A 24,628-nucleotide genomic window follows, 5' to 3' on the forward strand; every position below is an offset into this window, starting at 1 on the left:
GAGTTCACTTCATATCCGGCCGAACATCCGGCCGATCCTCGTCGGCATGTTCATTCGCTGCCGGTCTTGTACGCGGCCTTCGCGACGTCGCGCTGGCCGGACAAGGCGGCGAACGTGTGCTGCTTGTCCAGCCACGCGTGATATTCCTTCTCTTCTTCCACGACGACCTTGCTGCGCATCTGTGCGTGCGCGGCACCGCAAAGCTCCGCGCAGAGGACGTCGAAGGTTCCGGTCCGGGTCGGCGTGAGCCAGTAGTAGGTCACCGACCCGGGGATCATATCCATCTTCGCCCGGAACTCGGGCACGTAGAAATCATGCAGGACGTCGATCGAGCGGAGCAGCACCTTCACCGGCTTCCCGATCGGCAGATGCAGATCCTCGTTTTGCACGACGATGTCGTCCTGCCCGTTCGGATCATTGGGATTCAACCCGAGTGGATTGTCGGAGCTGATCAGGCGCGCATCTGACGTGCCGAGCCGGCCGTCCTTTCCCGGAAGCCGATAATTCCACATCCACTGTTGTCCAACGACCTCGACGTCGGTCGCGTCGTCGGGAACGGTGACGAACTGGTGCCAGACGACGAGGCCGGGCGCCAGCATGGCGACGACGCCGACCGCGGTGCCGATGCTGAGCCACCATTCGAGCTTCTTGTTCTCGGGATTGTAGTGGGCGCGCCGTCCCTCGGTGTGGTGAAAGCGCAGGACGCAATACGCCATGAACACGATCACCGCGCAGAACACCGCTCCGGTGATCCAGAATGTCAGGTTGATCGTGTGGTCGATATAGCTCCAGTTCGAGGCAATCGGGGTCCACCACCAGGGGCTGTACAGGTGAAACAGCACCGAGGCGACGGCAACAAGGAGCAGTAAGATCGCTACAGCCATCCCTCATTCCTCCTTGCCATCGAAGGCTGCGGAGACGAACGAAAGGGCGGAGCTCACGTCAGAGGGATGGTCTCACATTCACCATCACCGTGGCTTTTGCCTCGCCCATTCTGCCGGTCGCGATGCTGGGACATGACAAAAACTCAACGTCACGGCCGCAACCTCATCGGAGCTGGGGGCGTCAATCATCAACATGGTACCCATCGAGCCAGACGTCAATAGAGGAGTAATGCCCGCCGCTGTCCGGCGCGTGTTGGCGGGAATGCATTGGATGCCGCGAACACTGATCGGCCCTCCCCTAACGCATGGTGCATCGCAAGACCTCGTTTGTGCACCTGCACAATTCTCCCGACCGCATTCGCCACCTTGCTTCTGCCGCGCATCGGACTAGTTTTACTGGACCGGTTGCGACAGATGTCGTCCGGCAAGCTCCTTCTGGTTGAATCTGATTTGCCGGACTCAGTCGCGATTTTCGCGCATGAGGCGGATGTGCGTGTGTTGATGGCGCTCCGTTCCCCTGCGGCCACAAGCAAGGAGACCGGAACCATGACCACGGTGTTCGCACGACCCAAGCTGCAATTGTTTGGCGTCTCTACCGCCTTCGTCGTTCGCAAGATCAGCCTTTCCGACCTGGGCGACGCGCTGCGCCTCGGCTGGGAAGACTTCAAGGCCATCCCGACCCACGCGATCGTCCTGTGCGTGATGTATCCCGTGCTCGGACTTGTCCTGTTCAGACTTGTGCTTGGCTATTCGGTGCTGCCGCTGCTGTTTCCGCTTGCCGCCGGCTTCGCCCTGATCGGTCCTTTCGCCGGATTAGGCCTCTACGAACTGAGCCGACGACGCGAACGCGGAGAGGAGCCAGGAGCCTGGGATGCAATGCAGGTGCTGCGCGCGCCGTCGTTCGGCGCCATGTTCGAGCTTGGCGTTCTCCTGCTCGTTCTGTTCGGGGTCTGGATCGCCACCGCGGACGCGATCTACATCATGACGTTCGGCTATGCGCCGGCTGCGAGCATCCCTGATTTCGCAAAGCGCGTGTTGACGACGCCCGAAGGCTGGTCGCTCATCATCGTCGGATGCGGCGTCGGCTTCCTTTTCGCCCTGGTTGCCCTGTGCGTCAGCGTCGTCTCATTTCCACTGATGCTCGACCGTCATGCGACTGCGATCGATGCGATCCGCACCTCGATACGGGCCGTGATGATGAATCCAATTGAGATGGCCGCGTGGGGATTGATCGTTGCGGTATTGCTGGCCGTGGGCTCACTGCCATTCTTCGTCGGTCTCTGCGTCGTTCTGCCGGTGCTTGGTCATGCGACCTGGCATCTTTACAGGAAGGTGGTCGAGCCTGACCGGAATCCTCCGCAAGAAGAGCCCCGTCCGCCGATCGGTCACCGCTACGCGGCGGACTTCCCGGCCTCCCTCTTCCCGTGGAGCCGTGAGCGCTAAGCGTTTTCGAGCGAAGTGGCTACCGGTTCGCGTGAAGAAAACGCGTCAAAACAAGAACCGGCGCGAGCTTGATCGCGCACGCGGCAAGCGGACGTAATTTATTGTCGCGCCGCGCCGCGGCCTGGCCGGCGACCAACCCCGACATGTCGCGAACCATTGCGCGATGTTGGAACGACGAGGTCCGCTCGCAACTTCCGCTGCGGAGTATGGGTCCCTGCTTTCGCAGGGACGACGAACGTGGATGTCGGCCGTGCCACACAATCGATGTCGTCCTGGCGAAAGCCAGGACCCATTACCCCAAATAGTTGTCGTTGCGCGACGCTGGGGCCACGATCCCCTTCACGATCAAATGCGGTGGTTATGGGTCCCGGCTTTCGCCAGGACGACGACAGTATTTGCAGCGACGGCGCAATCCACACCGCCACATTCCCCTCACCTCATCAGCGCCTCGACCTCCTTGCGGAAGGCCTGGCGCGAGCCGTCGCGGGAGTAGAACATGTGGCCGCCGGGATAGACCGCGAGCCTGGTGCGGCTCGGACCCGCGAAGGCCGGCAACTGGTCGAGGATGATCTTCGAGGCGAAGTACGGGGTGGCGAGATCGAACAGGCCGTGGCCGATCAGGAGTTTCAGATTGGGGTCGAGCGCCAGCGCCTGGCGAAGCTGCGTCACCGACTCCGCCGGACTGATGCCGTGACCGAACTCCCAGGCCTTGTTCACGCTTTCGCTGAGCAGATGATAGGAGCCGTCCGGCCGCCAGTTCAGCTTGCGCGTGGTGAGGTCGACGGCGGCGCTGGTCAAAGGCGCCATCAGGGGATCGCCGGACGGATCGTTGAAGCGGAAGTAGCTGGAATCCGGATAGGGATCGAAGCCCTCGATGGACGCGTCGTAGCGGCCGGTCACCTTGCCGTTCTTGCGATCGAACTCGCGGCGGAATTCGCCGATGTCGAAACGGCCGGCAAGCCTGCGGCTCACCGCCTGATCGATCCCGGTCAGGCTTGCGACCTTGTCGGCGAGCCGCGCGGTCGCCTCGGTGTCGGCCTGCCCCTTGACGAGGTCGAGCAGGAAATCGCCGCGCGCGTAACTCTCGACGTCGGCGAGATCCTCGCGCGTCACCGGGCCCTTCGTCTGTCGCGCGACCGCGGTCATGGTCGGCAGGCTTGCGACATATTGCAGGAGGCTGGAGCCGGTATATTCGCGGAAATCGAGCACCGGCGAGATCAGCACCAGGCCGCGGACGCCGACGCCCTGCTGCATCTGCAGATTGCGTACCACCTTGGGCCCGCGAATGCCGCCATAGCTTTCGCCGACGAGATATTTCGGCGAGGTCAGCCGGTCGTATTTCTCCAGCCAGCGGCGGATCACCAGCGCGACCGAATTGGCATCGCCGTCGACGGTGAAGAAGCGTTTGCGCGCCTCCTCCGACGTGGTGACGAAGCGGCTGTATCCGGTGCCGACGGGGTCGATGAAGACGAGATCGGTGAAATCGAGCCAGGTGTCGGCATTGGCCTGCAGCTCGGGCGCGGCCGAGGACACCGCGCCGTCGAACGGCAGCCGCCACGGCCCGACATTGCCGAATTGCAGCCAGGCCGACGCGGAGCCCGGACCACCATTGAACAGGAAGGTCACCGGCCGGTTCGCCTTCTCGGCGCCGTCGAGCTGGTAGGACGTATAGGCGATGTCGGCGAGCGGCTCGCCCTTGTCGTCGAACACCCGGATCGAACCCGCGGTCGCGCTGAAGTTAAGGGTGCGGTTCGGCAGCGCGACCGATTGCTTGGTCGTGGAGTCCGGCGGCAGGCGGTGCTGCTCGGCGGTCGAGCCGCTGGCCGCGGCGTTGGCGCCGGAGCCGGCCTCGCCGCCGCGTCCTGCCCGCCCCTTCTGGCCGCTCGGGTTCTGGCCAGCTGGGTTCTGGCCACTTGGAGCCTGCGCGGTCGGCGACGGCGATGGCTGCGGGGTCTCGTCGTCGGCCCGCGCCGCGGTCGCAAGACAGGCCACCAGCAACGCCGCGGCGAGCCGTGTCGCAAGACTGTTAGCCATATCGTTCACTCCCTGCGCCCCGATTTACGCAATCCAGCGGCAAACTGCGCTAGTTTGGCGGCGCCGGCGTGGCATGCGGTCCGTTCCCGGACCATCTCGACAAGGCCGCCCCGGATGTATAGACGAGCGCGGCGTGTTCCGTGCCAAACGAGTTCGTGAGCGAATGGCCAGCTCCAAGCGGTATGACAAGATCGCCTTCGTCGCCAGCGCCAGCGCGGAAGCGCAATCGGCGCTCGAGCAGCTGACGGAAATGTACGGCAACTATCCACCCGTCGATGCCGACGTCGTGGTCGCGCTCGGCGGCGACGGTTTGATGCTGCAGACGCTGCACGCCAACATGCGCAGCGGCAAGCCGATCTATGGCATGCATCGCGGCACCGTCGGCTTCCTGATGAACGAATATTCGACGCATGATCTGCGCACCCGGCTTGCCGCCGCGCGGGAGTCGCTGATCAATCCGCTGCTGATGCGCGCCACCGACATCCACGGCGCTGTGCATCTGCATCATGCCATCAACGAGGTCGCGCTGTTCCGGCAGACCTACCAGGTGGCCAAGCTGCGCATCCTGATCGACGAGCACGAGCGGATGCCCGAGCTGATGGCCGACGGCATCCTGGTGGCGACGCCGGCCGGATCGACCGCCTACAACCTCTCCGCCCAGGGACCGATCCTGCCGATCAACGCGGCGCTGTTGGCACTGACCCCGATCAGCGCGTTCCGGCCGCGGCGCTGGCGCGGCGCGCTGCTGCCGAATTCCGCCTTCGTGGTGATCGAGGTGATCGAGGGCGAGAAGCGCCCGGTCGCCGCGGTCGCCGACCATGACGAGGTCCGCGACGTCCGCCGGGTCGAGGTGCTGTCCGACAAGACGATCGCGATGCGGATGCTGTTCGATCCCGGCCACTCGCTGGAGGAGCGCATCCTGCGCGAGCAGTTCGGCTACTGACGGCGTCTGCCCTTGTTCCCTGCCCGGCAACCAATCATTAACCCCGGGCGGGATATGGTTAACGTCGGGTAATACCGCATTGGCCCGGTATGCCCTATCAGGGCCGGACCATGTATCGCATCGATTTCAACAAGCTGCGATTTTTGATTTGCGACGACAATCCGCACATGCGCCGCATCCTGCGGACGCTGCTGCATTCGTTCGGCGCGCGCGAGGTCTATGAGGCCGAGGACGGCGCCACCGCGCTCGAGATGTATACGCACTACGTGCCCGACATCGTCATCACCGACTGGTCGATGCCGATCTTCGACGGGCTCGAGCTTGCGCAGATGATCCGGCAGCCGGAATCCAAGGGCAACCCTTACGCGCCGATCATCATGCTGACCGGGCATTCCGAGAAGCGCCGCGTCACGGTGGCGCGCGATGCCGGCGTCACCGAATTTTTGGCCAAGCCGATCTCGGCCAAGGGCCTCTACCAGCGGATCATGAACGTGGTCGCCAACCCGCGTCCGTTCATCAAGACCAAGACCTATTTCGGCCCCGACCGCCGCCGCAACACCACCAACACCTATATCGGCCCCGAACGCCGCGGTAGCGGCGAGGTCGAGGTGCTGCAACAGCCGTCGCTGCTCGAAAAGGCGCGCTCGGCCATCTAGGACACCGCCATGGCGAAAGACAAACCCGGGACGATCGAGGTCAAGAGTTTCGGCACGCACCACGTGATCACGCAACCCAATCCGCTGCGCAAGATGCTGCTGCGCGTCCCCGAGAGCGATCTCGACGATCCGGTCGGCCGCGCCGAAAAGGCGCTCGCCGGGCTGTCGGGCGAGTTTAAGGAGTGGATGACGATCGAGGCCGACCGCCTCTCCGCCGCGCACGCCACCGTGCTGCGCGAGGGCTTCAACCAAAAGACGCGCGAGGAGCTGTTCCGCGCCGCGCATGACATCAAGGGCGACGCCGCGACATTCGGCTATCCGTCGGCGGCCGCAGCCGCGGAGAGCCTGTGCCGCATCATCGAGCACGCGCCGGATCTCGGCGCCGTGCCGCCGCAGCTGATCGCCCATCACATCAACGCGGTGCAGGCGATCGTGCGCAACCGCACCAAGCTCGACACCGCGGTCGTCGCCGGCGTGCTGAGCAAGCAGCTCCGCGGCATCGCCGATGAATTCCTGACCCACGCCAACCGCGACCGTCCCGAGCACCTCGAGGCGATCCTCGCGCCGAGCATCGTGCCCGGCGAATAGTGCCGCGGCCGGCTGCTCGCGTTGCGGTAGCCACTCAAGCATCCATCGATCGCCAGGAAACGCGGCCCTCAGGCCGCGATGAGATCGTCGTCGTAAGGCAGCACCGCGATGGCGTCTTCCGCGGCGAGCTCCTCGCAGAACATCCGTGCGTCCTCGCGGGCCGATTCCGTCGCAAAGCGGCGCAGCAGGATCAAGAGCGGTTCGGCCGCCGAATGATCGGTCTCGCAATGCGTCAGCACCCGCTCCACCATGCGGCGATGCAGCCGCGCCGCGCCGTCGCCGCTGTCGACATAGCCGACCTCGTGGCTGGCTTCGAGCGCGACGCGGAACGCGGCGTAGGTGGTCTCCGGCAGGCCGGCGCGGCGCAGCAGCGCCTGCAGGCCGTTGCTGCCGCGGTCGTTCAACAGCGCGGAGACGCGGCCATAGGGCAGTCCGGACAGTTCGGCGAGCGCCGCCCCGAACAGATCGAGATTGCCCGACAGCAGCGCCCGCAGGATCAGCCCGGCGGTCAATTGCCCGGTGGCGCGCAGATGCGTGATCAGGTTCTGCATGTCGTCGCCGAAGGCGCGCGCGGCGATGTTCACCGTGGAGCGTTCCCTGGCCTCGCCGGCGATGCGGTCGGCCCGATCGCTGCCGAGCCAATTTCGCGCGACGACGAACTGCGCCAGCGTGTCGGAGAGCTTTGCGACCAGCGCCAGCCGCGTCGCCGACGGCAGGTCTTCCAGCTGCAGCATCGATTCCCTGATGGCGGCGAGATGGCCGTGACGTTCGACGATGCGATCCCAGGAGAACGGCGCGAGGCCGGCGTAAGGATTTTCGATCAGCTCGAGCGCGGCCGCGGCCGAGCCGACCTCGGCAATCGCGGCGGCGACGGAGGCCGGCAGATTGATGCGGCGCGCGATCGCGCACTGCATCTCGTCGGAACCGGTGGCAACGATGTCGACGAGGTCGGCATCGATCAGAAGCGGTGAATGTTCCAGCACCGGCAGCGCGATCGCCGGCTGGTCGGCCGACAGCGCCTGCACGATCGCGGCAGGCGCGTCCGCACTGCGCGCGAACACCTCGGCCATCGCCTGCCGCACCAGCGGCGACGGGTCGTCGAGCAGCATCAGCAGCGCGCCTTCGGCTGCGATGCGGTCGTCCTCGGTGAGATCCGAGATGAGCCAGGCTCGGGCCAACGCCCGTGTCGCCTCTGCTCGCTCACCTGCTGGAGCGGTCCTAATCCAACTAATAAACTGCCGAACGATCATGGTCCTTCCGGCTTACGCAACGAAACGGCATCGGCATACGACGCCACTACAAGGAAAAATAAACCATGACGCTTAATAAAGGGTTCACCATAAACATTTGGGATTATTGACGTTTCGTTAAGACGGCAACGGCGTGCAGCTTCGCGCGCGCAGCAGGGCAGCGCTAGCCGTTGCTGTAGGTGCCGCTCGGATCGCTGAACAGGTCAAGCCGCCCGGGCGCGCGGACCTTCGGAGTCGCCGACGCGGTCAGCGAGGAGGAATTGCCCCACAGCTCCTGCACCGCCGGCGAGATCGGCTCCGAGCGGTCGCCCGCCTGGTAGAGCGAGCGGAAGGTCGGCGCCGGCTGCGCCGATGCGACGGCCGAGGTCGCAGCGACGGGCGTCGCCGACCGGGAGTCGGGGAAGGTCGAGAGATAGGACGCGGTGTCCATGGTCAGCGCTTGTGTGGGCGCCGCGCCTGCGATCGCGTAAGGGCTCATGGTGTCGCCGCCCGCCGCGGCGAAGGCGGTGCGCGTATCCTTGGAGTTCGCGGCCGCGGCGTAGCGCGTGGTCAACACCGAATAGACCTGGCTGACGCTGCGCGCGTTGCCCGACTTGTCGTAGAAGATCGACTGATTGGCGGCCGCCGCCTTCGGAAACATCGCGACCGCGTTGGCGCTCGGGCTATCCTCGGCGCTCGAGATCAGCTTGCCGGCGCCGCCGACGCCCATGAAGTGGGCCATGTAGAGCTCGGCATCGGTCGGACGGCGGCCGAGCTTGCCGGTGAGCTTGAAGCTGTTGGACTGCGTCAGCACCGCCGCCATCGAGGACGCCGCGTCCGGATCGTCGCGCAGCTTCATGACCGCGGCGCGCGCGGAGGGATCGCTGACCGAATAGCTGCCGTCGGAATTCCTGCTGATGGCGTCGGCATACTGGCCATAGCCGAGCTGGCTTCCGGCCTCCTTGACGGTGCCGAGCCAGGTCTGGTCGATGAATTGATAAAGTCCATGCGCCGACGAGGTCGTGGCGCCGGCCCGCGGATTGAAATTGGATTCCATCTTCGCGGTCGTGAGCAGATATTCGAAGCTCGTGCCGGTGGTCGCGGCCGCCTGTTTGATCGAGCTCGCGATCTTCAGGCGCGAGGGATCGACACCTGCCGAAGCCGTCGCATTGAAGAGGTCGACCGCCATCTGTCCGGATGCCTTGCCGGGTGCCGGCAATCGGCACCCATGTCCCGTCAACCTGCCATAATTATGGTTAATGGCGCGTTAATGGCTCAGGGCTGGGCCTCGTAGTAGTGCGCGACCTGGTCGATCTCCTCGGCCGTCATCTGGCGCGCGATGTTGCGCATCTGCTGACTGATGTCGTTGCGGCGGGCCCCGGATGCAAAGGCCTCGAGCTGCGCCTTGATGTAGACCGCCGACTGGCCACCGAGCCAGGGGCTTCCCGCCTTGTTGTCGACATCGCCGTGGCAGGAGCCGCAAGGCGCGATGTTGCGCATCGGGGCGCCCGTCACCACGATCGCCGGCGCAGGACGCCCGGCATCCAGATTGTTCGAAGGCACCCGCGGCAGATACGCGTAATAGGCTGCAACGTCCTTCATGTCCTGATCGCTCATCGCCGCCGCGAACGGGCTCATCACCACGCTGACCCGCGCGCCGGTCTTGAAGTCATTCAACTCCTTGTACGTCACCGCGGCAAATTGCCCGGCGAGGTTCGGTGAATGGGCGTCGCTGACGCCCTGCGGTCCGTGGCAGATCGCGCAGCGCTGCGCCAGCGTTGCGCCCCGCCCGATCGAGACCTGATTCACCTTGGTCAGCATCTCCGACGTCATGATGACGTTCGACGTCTTGAAATCCGGCTTGATGCCGGGCTCCTGCACGGCGGCACGCGGAACGCCGGCCGCGCTGCAGATCGCATCCCAGACGCCGGCAAGCTTCAAATTGGGTTGCGCCAGCGGCAACCAGATCAGGCCTGCGATGGCCGACAACACGGCGATGGCGACCGTGATGCCGACGCTGGCGCCGAACCACGGATTGCGAAGCGAGAACAGCGGCTGGTCGCTCATCGGCCTGCTCCGACATAGACCGCGGGCACGCTGGTCTCGTTCAGCGCCATCAGCTGCGCAATCGGGAAACCATAGTTCACCACGGTGAGGCCGACCATCAATGCGAGCCACAGGCCGAACGAGTTGAGCGCGACCGGAATCCGCGCCGGCATGTGCAGCGGCACCGCGAAGCGGTACGCACCCGCCTCGCCTCGCGCGCCGAACTGCCCGCGGATCAGCACCAGCAGGAACAGCAGGCCCGACAGCAACAGGATGAATCCGCCGATGGCCGACATCGTGACCGACAAGGCCTGCGGCGAGATCGCCGGGTTGGCATAGTCATAATAGGCCATGCGGCGCGGCATGCCGAGAATACCAACATAGTGCCACGGGAAGGTGGTCACGATCATGCCGATGAACCATAGCCAGAGCTGCGTGCGCATCAGGCCAAAACTGTCCAGCGCCCGGTCGGTCAGATGCGGCCACAGATCATAGGCGATGGCAAAATACATGATGACGATGGCGCCACCGAAGATCAGGTGGAAATGGCCGGTGATCCACTGCGTGTTGTGCACGGTGGCGTCGAGCTGATAGCTCATGTTGATCAGACCGCCGGCGCCTCCGAAGCCGAGCATGACCAGCGACAGCGCCGTCGCCAGCATGATCGGATTGGACCACGGCAACGCGCCGACCCAGCCGAAGGCGCCGCGCCCGCCGCGCAGGCGGCTGGCGATCTCAGCCGACGCGCAGATCGTGAACACCGTGAGAAGCGTCGGCAGCGCGACCAAGCCGGTGAACACGGAGTGCATGAACTTGAATCCGGCGCCGACTTGCGGATCGGCAAACAGATGATGCACACCGATCGGCATCGCCACCACGACGAACAGGATGAACGAAATCCGCGCCATCGCGTCGCTGAAGAGCCGACCGCCGATCGCGCGCGGGAAGATCGTGTAGTAGGCGATGTAGGTCGGGATCAGCCAGAAATAAACGATAGCGTGCAGCGTCCAGGAGAAGAAGACGCGGGCCAGCCCCGCATCGATCGTCGACTTCAGCCCAAGCGCCACGGGCAGGATCTGGAACAGGATCTCAAGCGCCGCGCCGACCGCGGTCCAGCCCCAGAGCAATGAGCCCGCGACATTGGCGTACATCGCAAGCGGCACCGGCTTGCCCGGGTTCTCGCGCTTCCAGATCGTGAAATTGATCACCATCAGCCCGACCCAGATCCATGAGCCGACCACGACCATGACAACGCCGATGTAGTAGAAGGGATTGCCGACCATCGGCGGATAGAAGGTATAGAGCACCGAGGCGAGCCCGAGCGACACCGGGATCATCGCGACAATGGCGCCGATGGCGACCAGGAAGAAGCCCACCCAGGCCCAGCGCCGTCCAACCAGCTCCTTCTCGAGTGAGGCTTCGGTGATCGCGTAGCCGAATCCCATCGCGATCAGCGTCGGGAAGACGTATCCCATCGCCGAGCCATGGGCAGTGACGGAGCGATAATAGAACTCGGGATTGAAATGCCAGGCGTTCAACGGGCTGCGCACGAACATCTGCCAGGCGCCGAGCACCAGCGCGACACCGAACACGATGAAGGCAAGCCAGAAATGCGCCGCGATCAGCCGCTTGTTAATCAACACAGGTCAGCCTCCGCTTCGCTGCCGCCATGTCACGGAACGCAGCCTTGTCGACCACCTTGACCTTGCCCCACATGCCCTGGTGGCCGATGCCGCAGAATTCCTGGCACGGCATCACGTGATCGCCCGGCGCCTTGAAGCGCACCGGCAGGTCCGTGACGTAACCCGGCACCAGCATCGTGTTGATGTTGGTGCCCTCGATGAGGAAACCGTGGACGACATCGGCGCTGGTGGCGCGGAAGGTGATCGCCGTCTCCGCGGGCACCACGATGCATTGCGGCGTGAAGGAATATTGCTGTCCAATCGCGCGCACGGTGACCGATCCGTCGGCCTGCATTTCGCTGCCGAGATTGCTCTCGACGAATTCGCCCGACAGATGCAGCGTCTTGGGATCGGCGGTTTCGACCCGGCCCTGCGGCATCGTCGCCTGATGGATGCCGATATAGGTCGCCATGCCGACCAGGACGCCGACAATGACGATCGACAGCGTCGCCCAGCGCCGCTCGATCCGTGCGGCAACGGCCTCGCCGAGGCTGTGGTCAGTCTCGCTCGCCATCAGGGAACGCTCCGCGGCAGGAAGACCAGCAGGTAGAATGCAAACCACAATCCGACCACGACGGCCGTCGCAATGCCCGCGACTGCGACCGCGCCACCCGGACCGGCGCGGACGATGGTCTCGACATCATCGTCTTCCGAGCCCGATGCCGGCGGTTGCGGCGAAGACGAGTTGATCATGATCGCGCTCCCCTTAACGCGCGACGAGACGAGATTGACTAGTCATCGCGGTTTAGCTCCTTTGTTTGAGCATGATCGTTTCGAAAAACCGCTTCGCACTTTCCGGATCATGCTTTAGTTCAGCGTTGCTGCCCGGAGTTCGTTGGCCTGCCGCGCCGACACCGGCTCGCCGCGATTGCCCCAGGCCGTTCGGATGTAGGTCACGACAGCCGCGACCTCGTCATCCGACAGCTTCTGCGCGAACGGCGGCATGCCGTGGGGCATCGGATTGCCTGATGTGCCGGGCGGATACCCGCCATTGAGCACCATCCGGATCGGGTTCACCGCGGAGACCATCTGGATCGACTGATTACCGGCAAGCGGCGGATAATCCGGCGGCATGCCCTGCCCGACCGCGCCATGACAGCTTGCGCAGTCGCGGTCATAGATCGACTTGCCAAAGGACAGCAGCAGACTGCTCTCGGCCGACGGCAGCGACGTCGACGCCTTTTCCGGAGGACCGCCCTGCGCAAGGCCCTTCAGGTAGACCGCCATCGCGCGCACATCATCATCATTGAGATATTGCAGGCTGTTGTAGACGACCTCGGCCATCGGCCCGTACACGGCGCCCTTGGCGGACACGCCCTTGCGCAGATAGTCGACGATCTCCTCGATCGTCCAGTCGCCGAGCCCCGTCTCCTTGTTGGAGGTCAGCGACGGCGCGTACCAATACTGCATCGGGATCAGGCCGCCCTCGAAGGCCTGCGACTGCTTGCTGCCGCCGAGCGCATTGATCGGGGTGTGACACATTCCACAATGACCCAGTCCCTCGACCAGATAGTTACCTCTGTTCCACTCTGCCGACTTCGTTGGATCAGGCTTGAACTCGCCTTCCCTGAAGAACAGCGTGCGCCAGCCGAGGATCAGCGAGCGGTTGTTGAACGGGAATGTCAGGTCATGCGGCTTGTTGAGCTGCCTCACCGGCGGCACCGTGCGCAAATAGGCGTAGATCGCGTCGCTGTCCTCGCGCGTCACCTTGGTATAGGAGGCGAACGGCATCGCCGGATAGACCAGGCCGCCATCGGGGAAGCGGCCATTGTGCATCATCTGGTAGAACTGATCCGACGTCCACGTTCCGATCCCGGTCTGCGGGTCGGGCGTGATGTTCGACGTGTAGAGCGTGCCGAATGGCGTCTTCATCGGGAGGCCGCCGGCGAAGGTCTTGCCCTCGCGCGCGGTGTGGCAGGCGATGCAATCGCCGGCGCGTGCGAGATACTCGCCCTTGGCGAGGACGGCCGGATCGGCCGCCTTCTGCTGCGCCGATGCCGCGATGGGCGACAGTGCCAGCATCAGTCCGACAAGCAGTCCTGCTAAGGTTCGCGACATCGGCACGATCCCTTCAGTGTGGTTCGCTGCCGCATTCGAGCGGCATCGGAAGGCTGCCTCGCGGCGCGAAGGATGGATCCGCCGGCGCCGGACGCGATGACAGGTAGGCGGCCACCGCCTTCACGTCGTCCTCCGTCAGCAGGCTCGCGACGATCTGCATGCAATCGGGAGCGAACGCGGTCCGTGTGCCGTAGCGCCAGCCGCCGAGCTGGCCGCTGATATAGGCGGCGCGCAGGCCAAGCAGGCCGGGAATGCCGGGCTCCATGCCGCCCAATGTCGGACCATGACAGGCCGAACAGGGTGGAATGCCATGCTGCGCATCGCCGTTCTTCACGATCTGCTCGCCGCGCGCCAGGATCTCCTTGCTGTCGACCGGCAGGACCGGCGGCGGAAATGCTGGCCTGAGCGAGGCGAAATATTCGGCGATCTTCTTCAGGTAATCGTCGGTCTGAAATTCCAGCAGGTAGTTCATCGGCGGATATTTCCGCCGTCCATCCCTGAACGCGATGAGCTGGTTGTAGAGATAGCCCGCCGGCTTGCCGGCCAGCCGCGGAAAATAGGCGTCGCTGGTGCCCTCGCCTTCGGCGCCGTGACACGGCGCACAGGCAAGGACGCGCGCGGCCATCGTGTCGGGTGCGCGCTCGGTTGTTTGCGATTGCGCTGCACCGATCGGCAACACAACCCAGGCAAGAAACCCAACAAGCGGTATCAGACGATGCGCCACAACTCACCCCCAGCGCGACGACGATGTGCAATTACTTGCACACGGCCGAACAGGAGGCAACGAAGTGCATCACTTCGACGCGTCGCATTTGATTTAGATCAACGCTCTATTTGCGATAGACCTGCGCCGGATCGAACATCCGATCGGCATCGACGAATGACAAACGAATGTCACCGCCCTCGTCCTTCACCGCGCGATAGAAGCAGGAACGCCGTCCGGTGTGGCAGGCAGCGCCGATCTGCTCGACCTTGATCCACACCGCGTCCTGATCGCAATCCATCCGGATCTCGACCACGCGCTGGGTCTGGCCTGAGCTCTCGCCCTTGCGCCACAGCGCATTGCGCGAGCGGCTGTAGTACCAGCCTTCGCCGGTCGCGATCGTCTTGCGCAGGGCCTCGTCGTTCATGTGCGCGACCATCAGCACATCGCCGGTCGCGGCATCGGTCGCGACGCAGGTCACAAGACCTGCCGCGTCGAATTTGGGCTGGAAGGCCAGCCCCTCCTCGCGGTCGTGATCGTGGGTCGCTGCGGACACGGAAAACCTCGCTCAGGAAATGCGAGGTTACCTGTTCGGTCCTCGCACCAGGGACAGGAAACGCTGCTGCTCCGCCGGATTGTCGCGGAACATGCCGGTGAAGCGGCTGGTGAAGGTCGATGCACCATGCTTGGCGACGCCGCGCACCGACATGCAGGTATGCTCCGCCTCGATCAGCACTGCAACGCCGCGCGGCTTCAGCACCTCGTCGATCGCAGCCGCGACCTGCGCGGTGAGATGCTCCTGGGTCTGCAGACGGCGGGCGAAGATGTCGGTCAGGCGCGCCAGCTTCGAAAGGCCGACGACGCGCTCAACCGGCGTATAGGCGATATGCGCCTTGCCGTAGAACGGCATCATGTGATGCTCGCACTGCGAGGTGAACTCGATGTCGCGGACGAGGACGAAATCGTCGTAGCCGGCGGTCTCGCCGAAGGTGCGGTTCAGCACCTCGGCGGGGCACTGGTGGTAGCCCTGATAAAGTTCGTCATAGGCCTCGACGACCCGGCGCGGCGTGTCGAGCAGACCCTCGCGGCCGGTGTTCTCGCCGATATAGGCGAGCAGCGTCTTGACGGCGTCCTCCGCCTCCGCCCGCGACGGGCGCGGCTGATCGGCACGAACGGCCGCCGTCATGAATTCTGAGGGGTCGAGCTCGCCGGGCTTGGCGTCGGCCGGCTTGCTGGGGCGAATCGACTTGATCAAGGCGTCCATGTCTTCTCCGTTCGACCGGCCCTCGGATTTGACCTTGGTCCGGATGTGTCACCGGGCAGACGGGGCGGATGGTTCGACCGCCGGGCGCCTGAGTCCCATTATTGTAGCACCGCCGCGGCGGAGGTGGGCCGCGGTGGCTGCATGGCCGGGCTATGTTTCCGGCGTTGCCGCCCATATATAGGACGGTGCAACCCAGCCGCCAAGAGCGCCCGGCACGGCCGGAACCAGGCATCTGTCCCCATGCTGAACGACATTTACAACAAGCGGATCATCGAGTTGGCCGGCAATATTCCGCGCCTCGGACGGCTGGCCGACCCGGACGCCAGCGCCACCGCCCACTCCAAACTGTGCGGCTCGACCGTCAAGGTCGACCTCAAGATGGACGGTCCCGTGGTGACGGACTTCGCCCATGACGTGAAGGCCTGTGCGCTCGGCCAGGCCTCCTCCTCGATCATGGCGAGCCAGGTGGTGGGCTCGACCGCGGACGAGCTGCGCGAATTGCGCGAGACGGTCCGCAAGATGCTGAAGGAAAACGGCCAGCCCCCGCAGGGCGGCAAATGGGCCGATATCGCGCTGCTCGAGCCGGTGCGCGACTACAAGGCCCGCCATGCCTCGACCCTGCTGACCTTCGATGCCGTGGTCGATGCGATCGGCCAGATCGAGGCCAAGGCGAAGCAGCCGGCGTAAGCCTTACTTCCGCCGGCCCAAGCCTTACTGCGCGGGCTGGACCGGCGCCGGGGGTGCGGTGCCGCCGGTCGGCACCACGGCCTCGGCGGTCTTGGTCGCCCTCGCCGCCTGTGGCGCCTCACCCTCCATCGTGTTGCTCACGAAGCGATCGTTGTTCTTCGGCTTCGCCTCGGCGACGGGAATTGCGTTGTCCTTGCTGTTGTCCTGCCGCGGCAGCACGTCGGCAACCGCATCCGTGGTGATGAGATTGGTCAGCCGCAATTCGGCCGCCGACAATTCGTGCAGGTCTTCCCACGGCGGCACGCTGAGCGAGAGCGCCAGCAGGTCACCCGCGCCGCCCATGTCGAAGGTGTATTTGGCAAGACGGCCGATATCGCGCTCGACGATCATCAGGTCCTGCGCCGTGTAGCTCGCGGCCTTGGCGTCGTCGGCGCGATCGCCCATCCAGATCTGATGCACGCGGACATGGGCGGCCGGCGGAACGTAGCGCGTCTTTCCCGACAGCAGCAGGAACACGCACATCGACTCGCAATAGGCATCCGGCAGAACGCTCGCGCGGCCGCCCTGCGCGACCTGATTGACGACGCTGGTGCCAACCGTGGTGAGCACGCCGAGACCGCGGAAGCGGCGGCCGAGCGCGATCGCGTCGTTGACCGAGCCGCCGCTGGAATCGAGCACGATGGTGGCGCCGTTGAGCTGACGGCCGCGCGCGAACTCGTCGAACTCCCTCGGACTATCGGCCGTGATGATGCCGACCGCGGCCACCCAGCCGCGGCAATTCGGCTGGCAGGCGATCCAGCTGAACTTCATCGGCAGCTTGCGCTCTTCGAGGGTCGAATTGGCCTGCGCGGAACCGCCCGCCATGGCGGCGGTGCCGGAAACCGCGAAGCAAAGAGCAACGGCGCCGGTAAGCGCCCAGCTGCGCAACGAGAGCGACTTGACGAGCCTCAATTTGGTTCCTTCCCCCAAGCCCTTGGTGATGCGAGCGGTGGCAATGGCCCCATGGCAATGCGCCACGATTCTGTCAGCGGCGCGTTATGGGAACGGTAGCGTTGCTGACCCGGACCGTCCATAGAGCCCTTGCTGCAGCGCCATCGGTGCTGTGCAATAATAACGAACTGTGGCGTAAATATCTGCAACAAAACAGTTCCTTGGCTTGGAACCCCCGCAAGACTACGTACATACTTGCGTATGTCGCCGACAAACCATTCAACGACACACCATCCACAATGCATGGACTGTGCCAGCACCATGCGCCGCTTGCCGCGCAACCTCGGCCGCGCCCTGATCTGGATCTACCGGCACACGCTGTCGCCGCTGGTCGGCTACAACTGCCGGCATCTGCCGACCTGCTCGGTCTATGGCGACGAGGCGATCGAACGCTTCGGCCTGTGGGGCGGCGGCTGGATGACGCTGGCAAGGCTGCTGCGATGCCAGCCTTGGGGCACATCCGGAATCGATAATGTCCCGCTGACGAAGCCGCCCGGGGCACGCTGGTACCTGCCCTGGCGCTATGGCCGCTGGCGCGGCGTCAACGACGGTTGACGCGGCGTCAACGAGAATTGATCGGTTGCTGCGGCAGGTCCAAGTGCGGCGCGCATTGCTGCCCGGCGGAACTGTGGCGATAGTTGGCGCATTGTTTCGTTGCCCCTTTGGGGAGGAAACAACAATGCGCTGGAAAATCAGCCACAACGGTCATGATCCCCGGCAGATCGACTTGCTGGCCGTGCTTGCCTTGCTCGTCGTGATCGTCGCTGCCTACGGCTACTTCACCCACAATCCGAACAAGCCGAGCACGACGGCGTTCATCGTGCCCAGCCAAAGCGTGAGGTGGTGACGCGCAGCGCAAGCGCCACGCGCTTGCCGCGAGCGACAACCGCTTCGCTCTTTTCCGGATCGTGCCTTAGCGCCACAGCCAGATGTCACCTGGCGGCGCCGCTGCCGGCGGCGGACGCGGCCTGCGCGGCTTCGGCTTCGATGCAAGCTGCGGCATCTGCTCGGACGGCGGCAGCGCTTCCGCCGTCGCGGTCCCGTCGCCGGACAGCCTCACCGACAACAGCACGTTCGATTCATTCGGCCGCCAGCGATAGCCTATGCCGAATTCGATCGGCCGCGCCTGGGCGAACAACTCGGCATAGGACTGCTGATAGAGACCGGGAAATTTGTCGACCGGACCGAGATAGCGGCCGAATGGAAGGAAGCGCCACTTCCGTGGACTGTAATGCGCAAGCGGGATTCCGGAATCGTCCTGGATGATCGTCGCACTGTTGGCGAGAATGAAGCTGCGCACCGCCGAGAAGTCGGCGAGATGCATGAGGTAGGATGCACTCTTGATCAGGCTGTCACCGGGCGCGAGCGTGGCGCAGAATTTCAGGAAGCCGCTCGCCTTCACGCCGGAATTTGAGAGATCGGTCGAGAAGTAATACAGCGTCTTCTCGATGCCATCTGCGCCGGCAAAGACGATGCGCGTGCCGCGCGCGTTGCCGCGTGCCGGCACAGTTACACCGACATGGAGCGCCCCGTTGACATCGAGCGTCACCGGCTTGACGTCGCGGATCGTCATGCCGGAGCGCGCCAGGAACACATAGAGGATCGGCAGCGTGCCACTGACCTCGCCGACATCGAGGTCCGTCTTCATCTGCCTGGTGTTGAAGAAGGAGAAATTCAACAGCGACCAGAGCGAACGCTCGATGTTGTCAAGCGCGAGCGCGACGGCGTCGGGCGGCAGCGCGCTCAGGTCGGACACGCCGCCGGTCGGCTCCAGTCCGCTCAACACATAGGTCGTCGCCCTCGAATAGAACGCATTGGCATAGAGGAAATCCGGGCCGGCGAACATGTAGAACATGGTCGGCCTGGGTACAGCGAGATTGGCGACGGACCAGTCACCAATCTTCGATAATTGCTGTTGCGCGAGCTGGGCGAACGCGGAATCGAAGAATTTTGCATGGCGCTGCCACGCCGGATCCGCCGTCAACGGCAGCAGCGGCGAATTGGCCGACGGCTGCAGGCCGGCAAGAAAACGCGCAGTGTCGTCCGCGGTAACGTCAGCAGCACGCACCGCCGGCGCGATCAACACAAAAGCCAGCGCCAGCACCACGACGGACAAGGATATTCTCATTCCAACTCCAGACGGTCATGGGACGATCAGGCCACTTGGGGAAGACCAGGTCGATCAACGGGCCTGCAGGCGGGATGACTCGCGCGCATGTCGATCCGGCAGGCGACGAGCAATTTAGTGCTGGATTATACCACAGGTTGCCCTAGAGTTTAACCTGCCCCATCACGAATCCATCTGTTTCTGCGTGCGGCCCGACCTTGTCGATTCACGGCTTTTCGATTCACGGCTCTGTCGATTCACAAGGCTTCACGTTCCTGACATCGTTTTCGAGCGCGACAAGTCATGTTCAGAAAGAATTTGATCGCGATTCTCCTGGTGGTGTCGTGCATGCCGGTTACCCCGCCGACGTTGCATGCCGAAGATGCTCCCCTCTCGGCACGCGCTCCCCAGGCGTGCTGGACCGCCGCGGACCTCGCTGCACGGGACGGCGAAGACAACATCGTCAAGGAGAGGCTCGAGCCTCCGCTCCCCCAACCCGCGTCGGTGGACGCGACGTCGGCCGGGCCGAGCACACCGGGCAGCGTTCGGAGCGTCCGCTTGCCACCCGGCAAGCGGCTGATCGCGCTGACCTTCGACTTGTGCGAAGGCGTCAATGAGGTCGCCGGCTATCAGGGCAAGATCGTGGACATCCTGCGTGGCCACGGGGTCAAGGCGACGTTCTTCATGAGCGGCAAATGGATGATGACCCACAGGCTTCGCGCCCAGCAACTGATCTCGGATGCCCGCTTCGAGGTCGGCAATCATACGTGGGAGCACCGCAACCTGCGCCTGCTGTCGGGTGCGGCCGCGGCGGACGAAATCAGGAAGGCCGATCAGGCCCACGACGAGCTCCGCCAGGAGCTCGAGGGCCGCAAATGCGCCGTGCCCGGCCGCGAGGGAATGACCGATGCGATCGCGCCGAAATCGATGGGCCTGTTCCGGTTTCCCTACGGGGCCTGCGATTCCAAATCGCTTGCGACGGTCAGCCAGCAGGGCCTTGTGCCGATCCAGTGGGATGTGTCGTCAGATGACCCCGACTGGAAAGAGCGCCCGGACGCCATGACGAAACGGGTGCTCGACAACGTGCACCCGGGATCGATCGTGCTGTTTCATGCGAACGGCCGCGGCTGGTACACCGACGATGCACTTCCGGACATCATTTCGAGCTTGCGCAAGCAGGGCTACGATTTCGTCACCGTGACGGAGCTTCTCAAGGCGGGCGAGCCCGTGATCAGTTCGTCCTGCTATGACCAGACCGTCGGAGACACCGATCAATACGACGAGCTCGCGCGCCAAATCGAGGCGCGCTGATCCTTGCACGCGGCCCGCAAGAACAACCAGACCGGAATGGACGACCGCCGCGCGCGGCGCCGGCGCGCCGCTACGGCGAAACGTCGTGCAGGACCGACCTCGCATATGAGGTGACGGCGTTGCCGTCCTCGAAGAATGTCCCGACATTGACGTCGCCGGCTTCCGAACCGGTTGCCATCAGAGTGCCGCGCATAGTCTTGGCGACGGCAAGGCCGAACAAGCTGTTGCGATACGTCAATTTGGCGATCTGGGCTCCCGAACGCGCATCGCTCACGATCACCGAATTGTCGTCCGACGTGCTGACGATCGACTTGCCCGACGGGGAGAACTTCGCAGCCGTGACGTAGGGCGAAGCATGATGGCTGACGTTTTTCGAATCTTTGCTCGCAAGGTCCCAAATCTTCACCTCTCCGGCTTGGGACGAGGCAACCAGGGCCGTCTCATCCGGCGCGAAATCAAGCGAGTTCACTTCCCCCTTGTGACCGCCATAGGAGCGGAACTGATTGCGATTGCGAAGATCGAATAGTTGAATCGGGCACTTTCCTGCACCGGCAGCGACCAGTCGCCCGCTTCCCGAGAGTGCAATGTGCACCTCCGATTCGTTCGACGTGCAATCGTCGTCGGGCGCTTCGGAGGGTATCTTTCCATTCAGCGGCAGCGTCACGACATCAGGATTTTCCGACGCCGAACAGCTCCATCGCGCGCCTCGCAACGGGCACAGCAGGACGCTCGCCGTCTTCGCGTTTCGCACCTCGACGGCCAGCAGCGTGCCGGACGCGCCGATCGCCAAAGCGCGTCCGACCAGGATCGGGTCGCCGGGCAATGCGACGGTCCGCACCACCCATCCACCATCGCCTTGCCTGCTCCACACGGTGAGTAGCGGCTCCACGGCGCTTACGACGATCTCGTTGGCGGTCCGGACCAGCACCTGATCGTATTTTGGCTTCCCCTCGGTCGGAAGCGGCTGCGGCATTTTCCCGGCAGCTTTCACGTAGACGTCGGCCTTGTCGGTAAAGACGACCTCCTCGCCGGAGGGATTGAGCGCCACCGAGAAGACCCGCCGCGGCCGCTTGTCTTCGGCTGGAGGCAAGCGATAGCTCAGTTCGCGGATACTCGCCCTGTCGATGAGCGGCGTCCAGACCCGCGCGGTGCGATCGAGCGACGACGTGACCAGCATCGTCGATGCGGGATTGAAGCGGACGGTTCGTAGCGGGTAAAAATCGACGGCGGTATCCTCCGCGCCGACCGGCCGCGGACTTTGCCGCGATGCCAACGCGTCGGCCGCAATCACGTTGAGCAGACGCCAGGTTCCGGTTTGATAGACCCGAACGGAGCCATAGAAATCTCCCGTCGCGAGCAGGCTGCCGTCGCGGCTGACATCAACGTCCCAGATGGCGTTGTTGTGCTCAAGCGCGAAAGGCAAAGGCCTTGCGGTTCGCGTCGATGCGTCGAACTCCCAGATCGTGACCTTGGCATCGTTGCCGGCGGAGACCAGCGTCGAACCGTTCGGGAGAAACTTGACCGATTTGACCCGGCGCTTGGTGGACTCCTCCGGGCAAATGGACCGGCTCGGGTCATCGACCGGCAGGAAGCAGATGCGTCCGTCTCCAAGGCCGACTGCGATCGTCTGTTTGGCGCGGTCGATATCGACCGCCCAGATATCCGCGGCCGACAGCTGCTTCTTCAGATCAACGTCTTGCTTCAAGGTCCATGACAACGGATCCTGCGCCTGCGAAGCGCCGGGTTGCGCAGCCGAGGATGAAGATCGCTCCCAAATCGCGATGTTTCCCGCGCGCGAGGACGTCACGAGCAGTGTGCCGTCGAAGGAAAACACCACCTTGAACACACTATCGATGCCGTGCGGGTTATGACCATCGATTTGCAGGGCCTTGAACCTGTTCTCCGTGCCGGTCAGGTCAAGCAGCACCACTGATCCCTGATTGAATCCGATCGCCGCGACGTCGCCCCGAGGCGACACGATGAGCGATCGGCCCTGCGCGCGGTTTCCTTCGGTGTCGGGCAAGCCGAAATCGACCTCGCGCAAGACGTCGCGCCCGGGAGTAACCGCCCATTGATGGAGTATTCCCGACTTGTCGATCGCAAGCACCGAATTTCCATCGGCAGCAAAGTCGGCCGCATGAACCTCATCCCCGGCACCGAAGCGATAGAGTTCGTAGACCTGCGGCAACTTGCTCCATACGGCACCGAAATTCGCCAGTCCAAGGTTGAACGCCTTCAGCGCCGATTTGACCTGGTAAATTCGCGTGTGCTCGAGCGGAAGACTCCAGATCTCCTGTTCGTCTTCGACCCTTTGTTTCTCCTGCGCCACCCTTTCCTTCTCGCGGGCATTCGCACTCACCATCTGGAACGACACCAACGACACGCCAGCAAGGAGCCCAAGCGCGACGACGATCGAGGTCACCACGAACAGCCATTGTTGTCGCTTCGAGGCGTCCAGCAGCGCCACGATCGCCTTGAAAATCGCCTCCGGCGTCGCCCTCCGTGTGCCGCTCTCGGGCGAGCCCGACCAATCGACGTTGCCGAGATAGCGGGCCGCCCATTCAGAACTGGGGCGGGTCTTGTCGAACCATGACTGGTACTGGCCGCGCGCGACCCACTTCAAGCCGATCCCTGCGAACAGCCTCTCGAAGGCCGATCGGCTGTCCGGGGTGCTGCTCCAGTCCCGCGCCAGACGTGCAAGCGAGGCGATGTTTTCGCCCGATCTCTTCTCGTCGGCCATCCATTCCGCCTGCAACGGCTGCCAGAGGCGCAGGATGCACTCATGCGTGACGTCGACGGTGTCCTCCTTGGCAAGAAGAGGATCATACCGGAGGTAGGCCTCGTCGCGGGTGACGAATGCGCGGACGATGGAGCGGGTGTCGTCGTCTGACGCGCCGATGATCTTCGCCAGCGTTCCGAGCTTCTGCGGCTGCCGGATATCGCGATTCCGGCTGTCGACGGTGGTGAGGGCGCAAAACGCCAGCCGCGCCGCCGGCTTCAGGTGCTCCGGCAAGGTATCGTAGCGCTGCGTCAGCCGGTCCGACAGCGTGTGACGCAGCGCGAGCCGGCCCTCGGCCGACATCAGATCGAGCTTCTCGGGAAGCTCGAAGACGCGGACAAAGTCGTCGAGCCCTATGCTGACGTCCTTGCGGTTCTCCGCGAGCGTCTTCGCGGCATACAGCCTGCGCAGGGCGTGCTGCATCAGCGGAAGCCTGTCGAGCTCGTCCTCCAGGCAATTCAGCAGCCACGTCGAAAGGTCCGGCAGAATCTGACCGCCCCACAGCGTGATGGGGCCTTCGATCGCCTGCTGGATCTGGTAGCGGTCGAGCACGGGGGTGAGAAACTGGCTGTCGTTGATCAGGTGCGCCAGTCCGGGATAGCGCGAACACTTCTCCAGCTCGTCCGTGCGGATGGTGATGACGATGTAGATCTTGCCCTTGGCCGCGGCGGTCTTCAGCAGGATCTCGACGAGGTTGACCGCCGCTTCGGAGTCCGACTGCGCATAGCGGAACAGCTCCTCGAATTGATCGACCAGGATCATGATCGGCCGCGTGCCGATCCCGGCAACCAGATCGAGCACCGTGTTCAGATCGCTGGTGCGACGCTGGGTGATGACGTGGTCCTTGAGGAACTCCCGTATCTGCGCCGACCGTTCGTCGGCCCTGCCCTCCGCATCCTTCTGCACTTCGCTGACGATCGCATCGGCGATGCCGCCAAACAGATTGTCCAGCGGATGGTCACCTGGATGCAGATCGCAGAAGATCCAGTCGGAGCCCTCGCCGGGCAGGAAGCCGGCCTCCAGATGGTTCATCAGCCCGGTCCGCGCCAACGACGATTTGCCGCAACCGGACGACCCGGTGACGCAAAGGAAATGGCTTTTCGAAAGCTTGACGATCATCTCGCTGATGTGATCGTCGCGACCGAAGAAGATGTCGCTCTCGTCCTTCCGGAACGGCCGCAATCCCGGATAGGGCTCGAGACTGCTGATGTCGCCCGGCTCCAC

At 64.0% G+C, this 24,628-nt stretch carries 23 protein-coding genes; 8 read left to right on the top strand and 15 right to left on the bottom strand.

All coding sequences use genetic code 11. The features are described from left to right. Positions 1-50: 50 nt before the first annotated feature. Positions 51-884 (bottom strand): cytochrome c oxidase subunit II, encoded by an 834-nt coding sequence (gene coxB, locus ACE10X_RS26685; protein ID WP_038383231.1) that lies wholly within the window; start codon positions 882-884, stop codon positions 51-53. Between the two features lie 546 nt (positions 885-1,430). Between coxB and ACE10X_RS26690 the strand changes: the two genes are divergently transcribed. Next, the gene (locus tag ACE10X_RS26690; protein ID WP_028342674.1) at positions 1,431-2,327 is read left to right on the top strand and encodes a DUF2189 domain-containing protein; all 897 of its coding nucleotides are present in this window, start codon (positions 1,431-1,433) and stop codon (positions 2,325-2,327) included. A gap of 432 nt (positions 2,328-2,759) precedes the next feature. Here ACE10X_RS26690 and ACE10X_RS26695 read toward each other — a convergent pair whose 3' ends face one another. Then, positions 2,760-4,361: a S10 family peptidase gene (locus ACE10X_RS26695; protein ID WP_375763056.1), complete on the bottom strand. Its 1,602-nt coding sequence runs from the start codon at positions 4,359-4,361 to the stop codon at positions 2,760-2,762. Between the two features lie 163 nt (positions 4,362-4,524). Between ACE10X_RS26695 and ACE10X_RS26700 the strand changes: the two genes are divergently transcribed. The 3 genes from ACE10X_RS26700 (at position 4,525) to ACE10X_RS26710 (ending at position 6,548) form a co-directional block, all read left to right on the top strand. After that, positions 4,525-5,304: an NAD kinase gene (locus ACE10X_RS26700; protein WP_375763057.1), complete on the top strand. Its 780-nt coding sequence runs from the start codon at positions 4,525-4,527 to the stop codon at positions 5,302-5,304. Between the two features lie 110 nt (positions 5,305-5,414). After that, a complete protein-coding gene (locus ACE10X_RS26705) occupies positions 5,415-5,960 on the top strand; it encodes a response regulator (protein ID WP_028336173.1) in 546 nt (181 codons plus the stop codon). 9 nt (positions 5,961-5,969) lie between these two features. Beyond that, a complete protein-coding gene (locus ACE10X_RS26710) occupies positions 5,970-6,548 on the top strand; it encodes an Hpt domain-containing protein (protein ID WP_038383237.1) in 579 nt (192 codons plus the stop codon). Between the two features lie 68 nt (positions 6,549-6,616). Here the strand turns inward: ACE10X_RS26710 and ACE10X_RS26715 are convergent, their stop codons facing one another. From ACE10X_RS26715 to folE, 10 genes are all read right to left on the bottom strand, one after another. Continuing rightward, positions 6,617-7,798 carry a DUF2336 domain-containing protein gene (locus tag ACE10X_RS26715; RefSeq protein ID WP_375763058.1) on the bottom strand — a complete coding sequence of 394 codons (1,182 nt, stop codon included), beginning with the start codon at positions 7,796-7,798 and terminating at the stop codon, positions 6,617-6,619. Between the two features lie 163 nt (positions 7,799-7,961). Further along, positions 7,962-8,966 (bottom strand): transglycosylase SLT domain-containing protein, encoded by a 1,005-nt coding sequence (locus tag ACE10X_RS26720; protein ID WP_375763059.1) that lies wholly within the window; start codon positions 8,964-8,966, stop codon positions 7,962-7,964. Between the two features lie 86 nt (positions 8,967-9,052). Then, on the bottom strand, positions 9,053-9,844 hold the full coding sequence (locus ACE10X_RS26725; protein WP_038383241.1) for a c-type cytochrome: 792 nt from the start codon (positions 9,842-9,844) through the stop codon (positions 9,053-9,055). Further along, entirely contained in the window at positions 9,841-11,466 is a 1,626-nt protein-coding gene (locus tag ACE10X_RS26730) for a b(o/a)3-type cytochrome-c oxidase subunit 1 (protein ID WP_038383242.1), read from the bottom strand. Before ACE10X_RS26730 ends, ACE10X_RS26725 begins: the two co-directional genes overlap by 4 nt. Further along, on the bottom strand, positions 11,456-12,019 hold the full coding sequence (locus ACE10X_RS26735; RefSeq protein WP_038383243.1) for a cytochrome c oxidase subunit II: 564 nt from the start codon (positions 12,017-12,019) through the stop codon (positions 11,456-11,458). Before ACE10X_RS26735 ends, ACE10X_RS26730 begins: the two co-directional genes overlap by 11 nt. Further along, on the bottom strand, positions 12,019-12,198 hold the full coding sequence (locus tag ACE10X_RS26740) for a hypothetical protein (RefSeq protein ID WP_016843914.1): 180 nt from the start codon (positions 12,196-12,198) through the stop codon (positions 12,019-12,021). The genes ACE10X_RS26735 and ACE10X_RS26740 overlap by 1 nt, the downstream gene beginning before the upstream one ends. A 114-nt stretch (positions 12,199-12,312) precedes the next feature. Continuing rightward, on the bottom strand, positions 12,313-13,563 hold the full coding sequence (locus tag ACE10X_RS26745) for a cytochrome c (RefSeq protein WP_038383244.1): 1,251 nt from the start codon (positions 13,561-13,563) through the stop codon (positions 12,313-12,315). 13 nt (positions 13,564-13,576) lie between these two features. Next, complete coding sequence (locus ACE10X_RS26750; RefSeq protein ID WP_080583254.1) at positions 13,577-14,188, bottom strand: c-type cytochrome; 612 nt, start codon at positions 14,186-14,188, stop codon at positions 13,577-13,579. A 205-nt stretch (positions 14,189-14,393) separates the two neighbouring features. Next, a complete protein-coding gene (gene hisI, locus ACE10X_RS26755) occupies positions 14,394-14,822 on the bottom strand; it encodes a phosphoribosyl-AMP cyclohydrolase (RefSeq protein ID WP_038383245.1) in 429 nt (142 codons plus the stop codon). Positions 14,823-14,849: 27 nt separating this feature from the next. Next, positions 14,850-15,530 carry a GTP cyclohydrolase I FolE gene (gene folE, locus ACE10X_RS26760; protein WP_028336162.1) on the bottom strand — a complete coding sequence of 227 codons (681 nt, stop codon included), beginning with the start codon at positions 15,528-15,530 and terminating at the stop codon, positions 14,850-14,852. A 240-nt stretch (positions 15,531-15,770) separates the two neighbouring features. On the opposite strand from folE, the gene ACE10X_RS26765 reads away from it, so the two are divergent. Continuing rightward, the gene (locus ACE10X_RS26765) at positions 15,771-16,217 is read left to right on the top strand and encodes an iron-sulfur cluster assembly scaffold protein (protein ID WP_028342685.1); all 447 of its coding nucleotides are present in this window, start codon (positions 15,771-15,773) and stop codon (positions 16,215-16,217) included. A gap of 24 nt (positions 16,218-16,241) precedes the next feature. On the opposite strand, the gene ACE10X_RS26770 is transcribed toward ACE10X_RS26765, so the two are convergent. After that, positions 16,242-17,168: a hypothetical protein gene (locus ACE10X_RS26770; protein WP_038383246.1), complete on the bottom strand. Its 927-nt coding sequence runs from the start codon at positions 17,166-17,168 to the stop codon at positions 16,242-16,244. Positions 17,169-17,450: 282 nt separating this feature from the next. Between ACE10X_RS26770 and yidD the strand changes: the two genes are divergently transcribed. Together yidD and ACE10X_RS26780 are read left to right on the top strand one after the other, a co-directional pair. Further along, entirely contained in the window at positions 17,451-17,762 is a 312-nt protein-coding gene (gene yidD / locus ACE10X_RS26775; RefSeq protein WP_038383247.1) for a membrane protein insertion efficiency factor YidD, read from the top strand. Between the two features lie 124 nt (positions 17,763-17,886). Then, positions 17,887-18,054, top strand: a complete 168-nt coding sequence (locus ACE10X_RS26780; protein WP_016843922.1) for a hypothetical protein — start codon at positions 17,887-17,889, stop codon at positions 18,052-18,054. Between the two features lie 66 nt (positions 18,055-18,120). Here the strand turns inward: ACE10X_RS26780 and ACE10X_RS26785 are convergent, their stop codons facing one another. Next, complete coding sequence (locus ACE10X_RS26785; protein WP_375763060.1) at positions 18,121-19,335, bottom strand: hypothetical protein; 1,215 nt, start codon at positions 19,333-19,335, stop codon at positions 18,121-18,123. A gap of 282 nt (positions 19,336-19,617) precedes the next feature. On the opposite strand from ACE10X_RS26785, the gene ACE10X_RS26790 reads away from it, so the two are divergent. Further along, positions 19,618-20,625: a polysaccharide deacetylase family protein gene (locus tag ACE10X_RS26790; RefSeq protein WP_051002842.1), complete on the top strand. Its 1,008-nt coding sequence runs from the start codon at positions 19,618-19,620 to the stop codon at positions 20,623-20,625. Positions 20,626-20,695: 70 nt separating this feature from the next. On the opposite strand, the gene ACE10X_RS26795 is transcribed toward ACE10X_RS26790, so the two are convergent. Next, positions 20,696-24,628 (bottom strand): AAA family ATPase, encoded by a 3,933-nt coding sequence (locus ACE10X_RS26795; RefSeq protein ID WP_038383249.1) that lies wholly within the window; start codon positions 24,626-24,628, stop codon positions 20,696-20,698.

Source organism: Bradyrhizobium sp. Pha-3 (assembly GCF_042258325.1).
In the GTDB taxonomy this organism is placed as follows: Bacteria; Pseudomonadota; Alphaproteobacteria; order Rhizobiales; family Xanthobacteraceae; genus Bradyrhizobium; species Bradyrhizobium elkanii.

What these genes read in the sequence shown, in the direction of transcription:
- ACE10X_RS26735 (WP_038383243.1), bottom strand. Translation starts at nt 12,019, where the DNA reads ATGGCGAGCGAGACTGACCACAGCCTCGGCGAGGCCGTTGCCGCACGG.
- ACE10X_RS26700 (WP_375763057.1), top strand. Translation starts at nt 4,525, where the DNA reads ATGGCCAGCTCCAAGCGGTATGACAAGATCGCCTTCGTCGCCAGCGCC.
- yidD (WP_038383247.1), top strand. Translation starts at nt 17,451, where the DNA reads ATGGACTGTGCCAGCACCATGCGCCGCTTGCCGCGCAACCTCGGCCGC.
- ACE10X_RS26695 (WP_375763056.1), bottom strand. Translation starts at nt 4,361, where the DNA reads ATGGCTAACAGTCTTGCGACACGGCTCGCCGCGGCGTTGCTGGTGGCC.
- ACE10X_RS26710 (WP_038383237.1), top strand. Translation starts at nt 5,970, where the DNA reads ATGGCGAAAGACAAACCCGGGACGATCGAGGTCAAGAGTTTCGGCACG.
- ACE10X_RS26745 (WP_038383244.1), bottom strand. Translation starts at nt 13,563, where the DNA reads ATGTCGCGAACCTTAGCAGGACTGCTTGTCGGACTGATGCTGGCACTG.
- folE (WP_028336162.1), bottom strand. Translation starts at nt 15,530, where the DNA reads ATGGACGCCTTGATCAAGTCGATTCGCCCCAGCAAGCCGGCCGACGCC.
- ACE10X_RS26790 (WP_051002842.1), top strand. Translation starts at nt 19,618, where the DNA reads ATGTTCAGAAAGAATTTGATCGCGATTCTCCTGGTGGTGTCGTGCATG.
- ACE10X_RS26705 (WP_028336173.1), top strand. Translation starts at nt 5,415, where the DNA reads ATGTATCGCATCGATTTCAACAAGCTGCGATTTTTGATTTGCGACGAC.
- ACE10X_RS26785 (WP_375763060.1), bottom strand. Translation starts at nt 19,335, where the DNA reads ATGAGAATATCCTTGTCCGTCGTGGTGCTGGCGCTGGCTTTTGTGTTG.
- ACE10X_RS26750 (WP_080583254.1), bottom strand. Translation starts at nt 14,188, where the DNA reads ATGGCCGCGCGCGTCCTTGCCTGTGCGCCGTGTCACGGCGCCGAAGGC.
- ACE10X_RS26715 (WP_375763058.1), bottom strand. Translation starts at nt 7,798, where the DNA reads ATGATCGTTCGGCAGTTTATTAGTTGGATTAGGACCGCTCCAGCAGGT.
- coxB (WP_038383231.1), bottom strand. Translation starts at nt 884, where the DNA reads ATGGCTGTAGCGATCTTACTGCTCCTTGTTGCCGTCGCCTCGGTGCTG.
- ACE10X_RS26725 (WP_038383241.1), bottom strand. Translation starts at nt 9,844, where the DNA reads ATGAGCGACCAGCCGCTGTTCTCGCTTCGCAATCCGTGGTTCGGCGCC.
- ACE10X_RS26780 (WP_016843922.1), top strand. Translation starts at nt 17,887, where the DNA reads ATGCGCTGGAAAATCAGCCACAACGGTCATGATCCCCGGCAGATCGAC.
- ACE10X_RS26720 (WP_375763059.1), bottom strand. Translation starts at nt 8,966, where the DNA reads ATGGCGGTCGACCTCTTCAATGCGACGGCTTCGGCAGGTGTCGATCCC.
- ACE10X_RS26765 (WP_028342685.1), top strand. Translation starts at nt 15,771, where the DNA reads ATGCTGAACGACATTTACAACAAGCGGATCATCGAGTTGGCCGGCAAT.
- ACE10X_RS26690 (WP_028342674.1), top strand. Translation starts at nt 1,431, where the DNA reads ATGACCACGGTGTTCGCACGACCCAAGCTGCAATTGTTTGGCGTCTCT.
- ACE10X_RS26740 (WP_016843914.1), bottom strand. Translation starts at nt 12,198, where the DNA reads ATGATCAACTCGTCTTCGCCGCAACCGCCGGCATCGGGCTCGGAAGAC.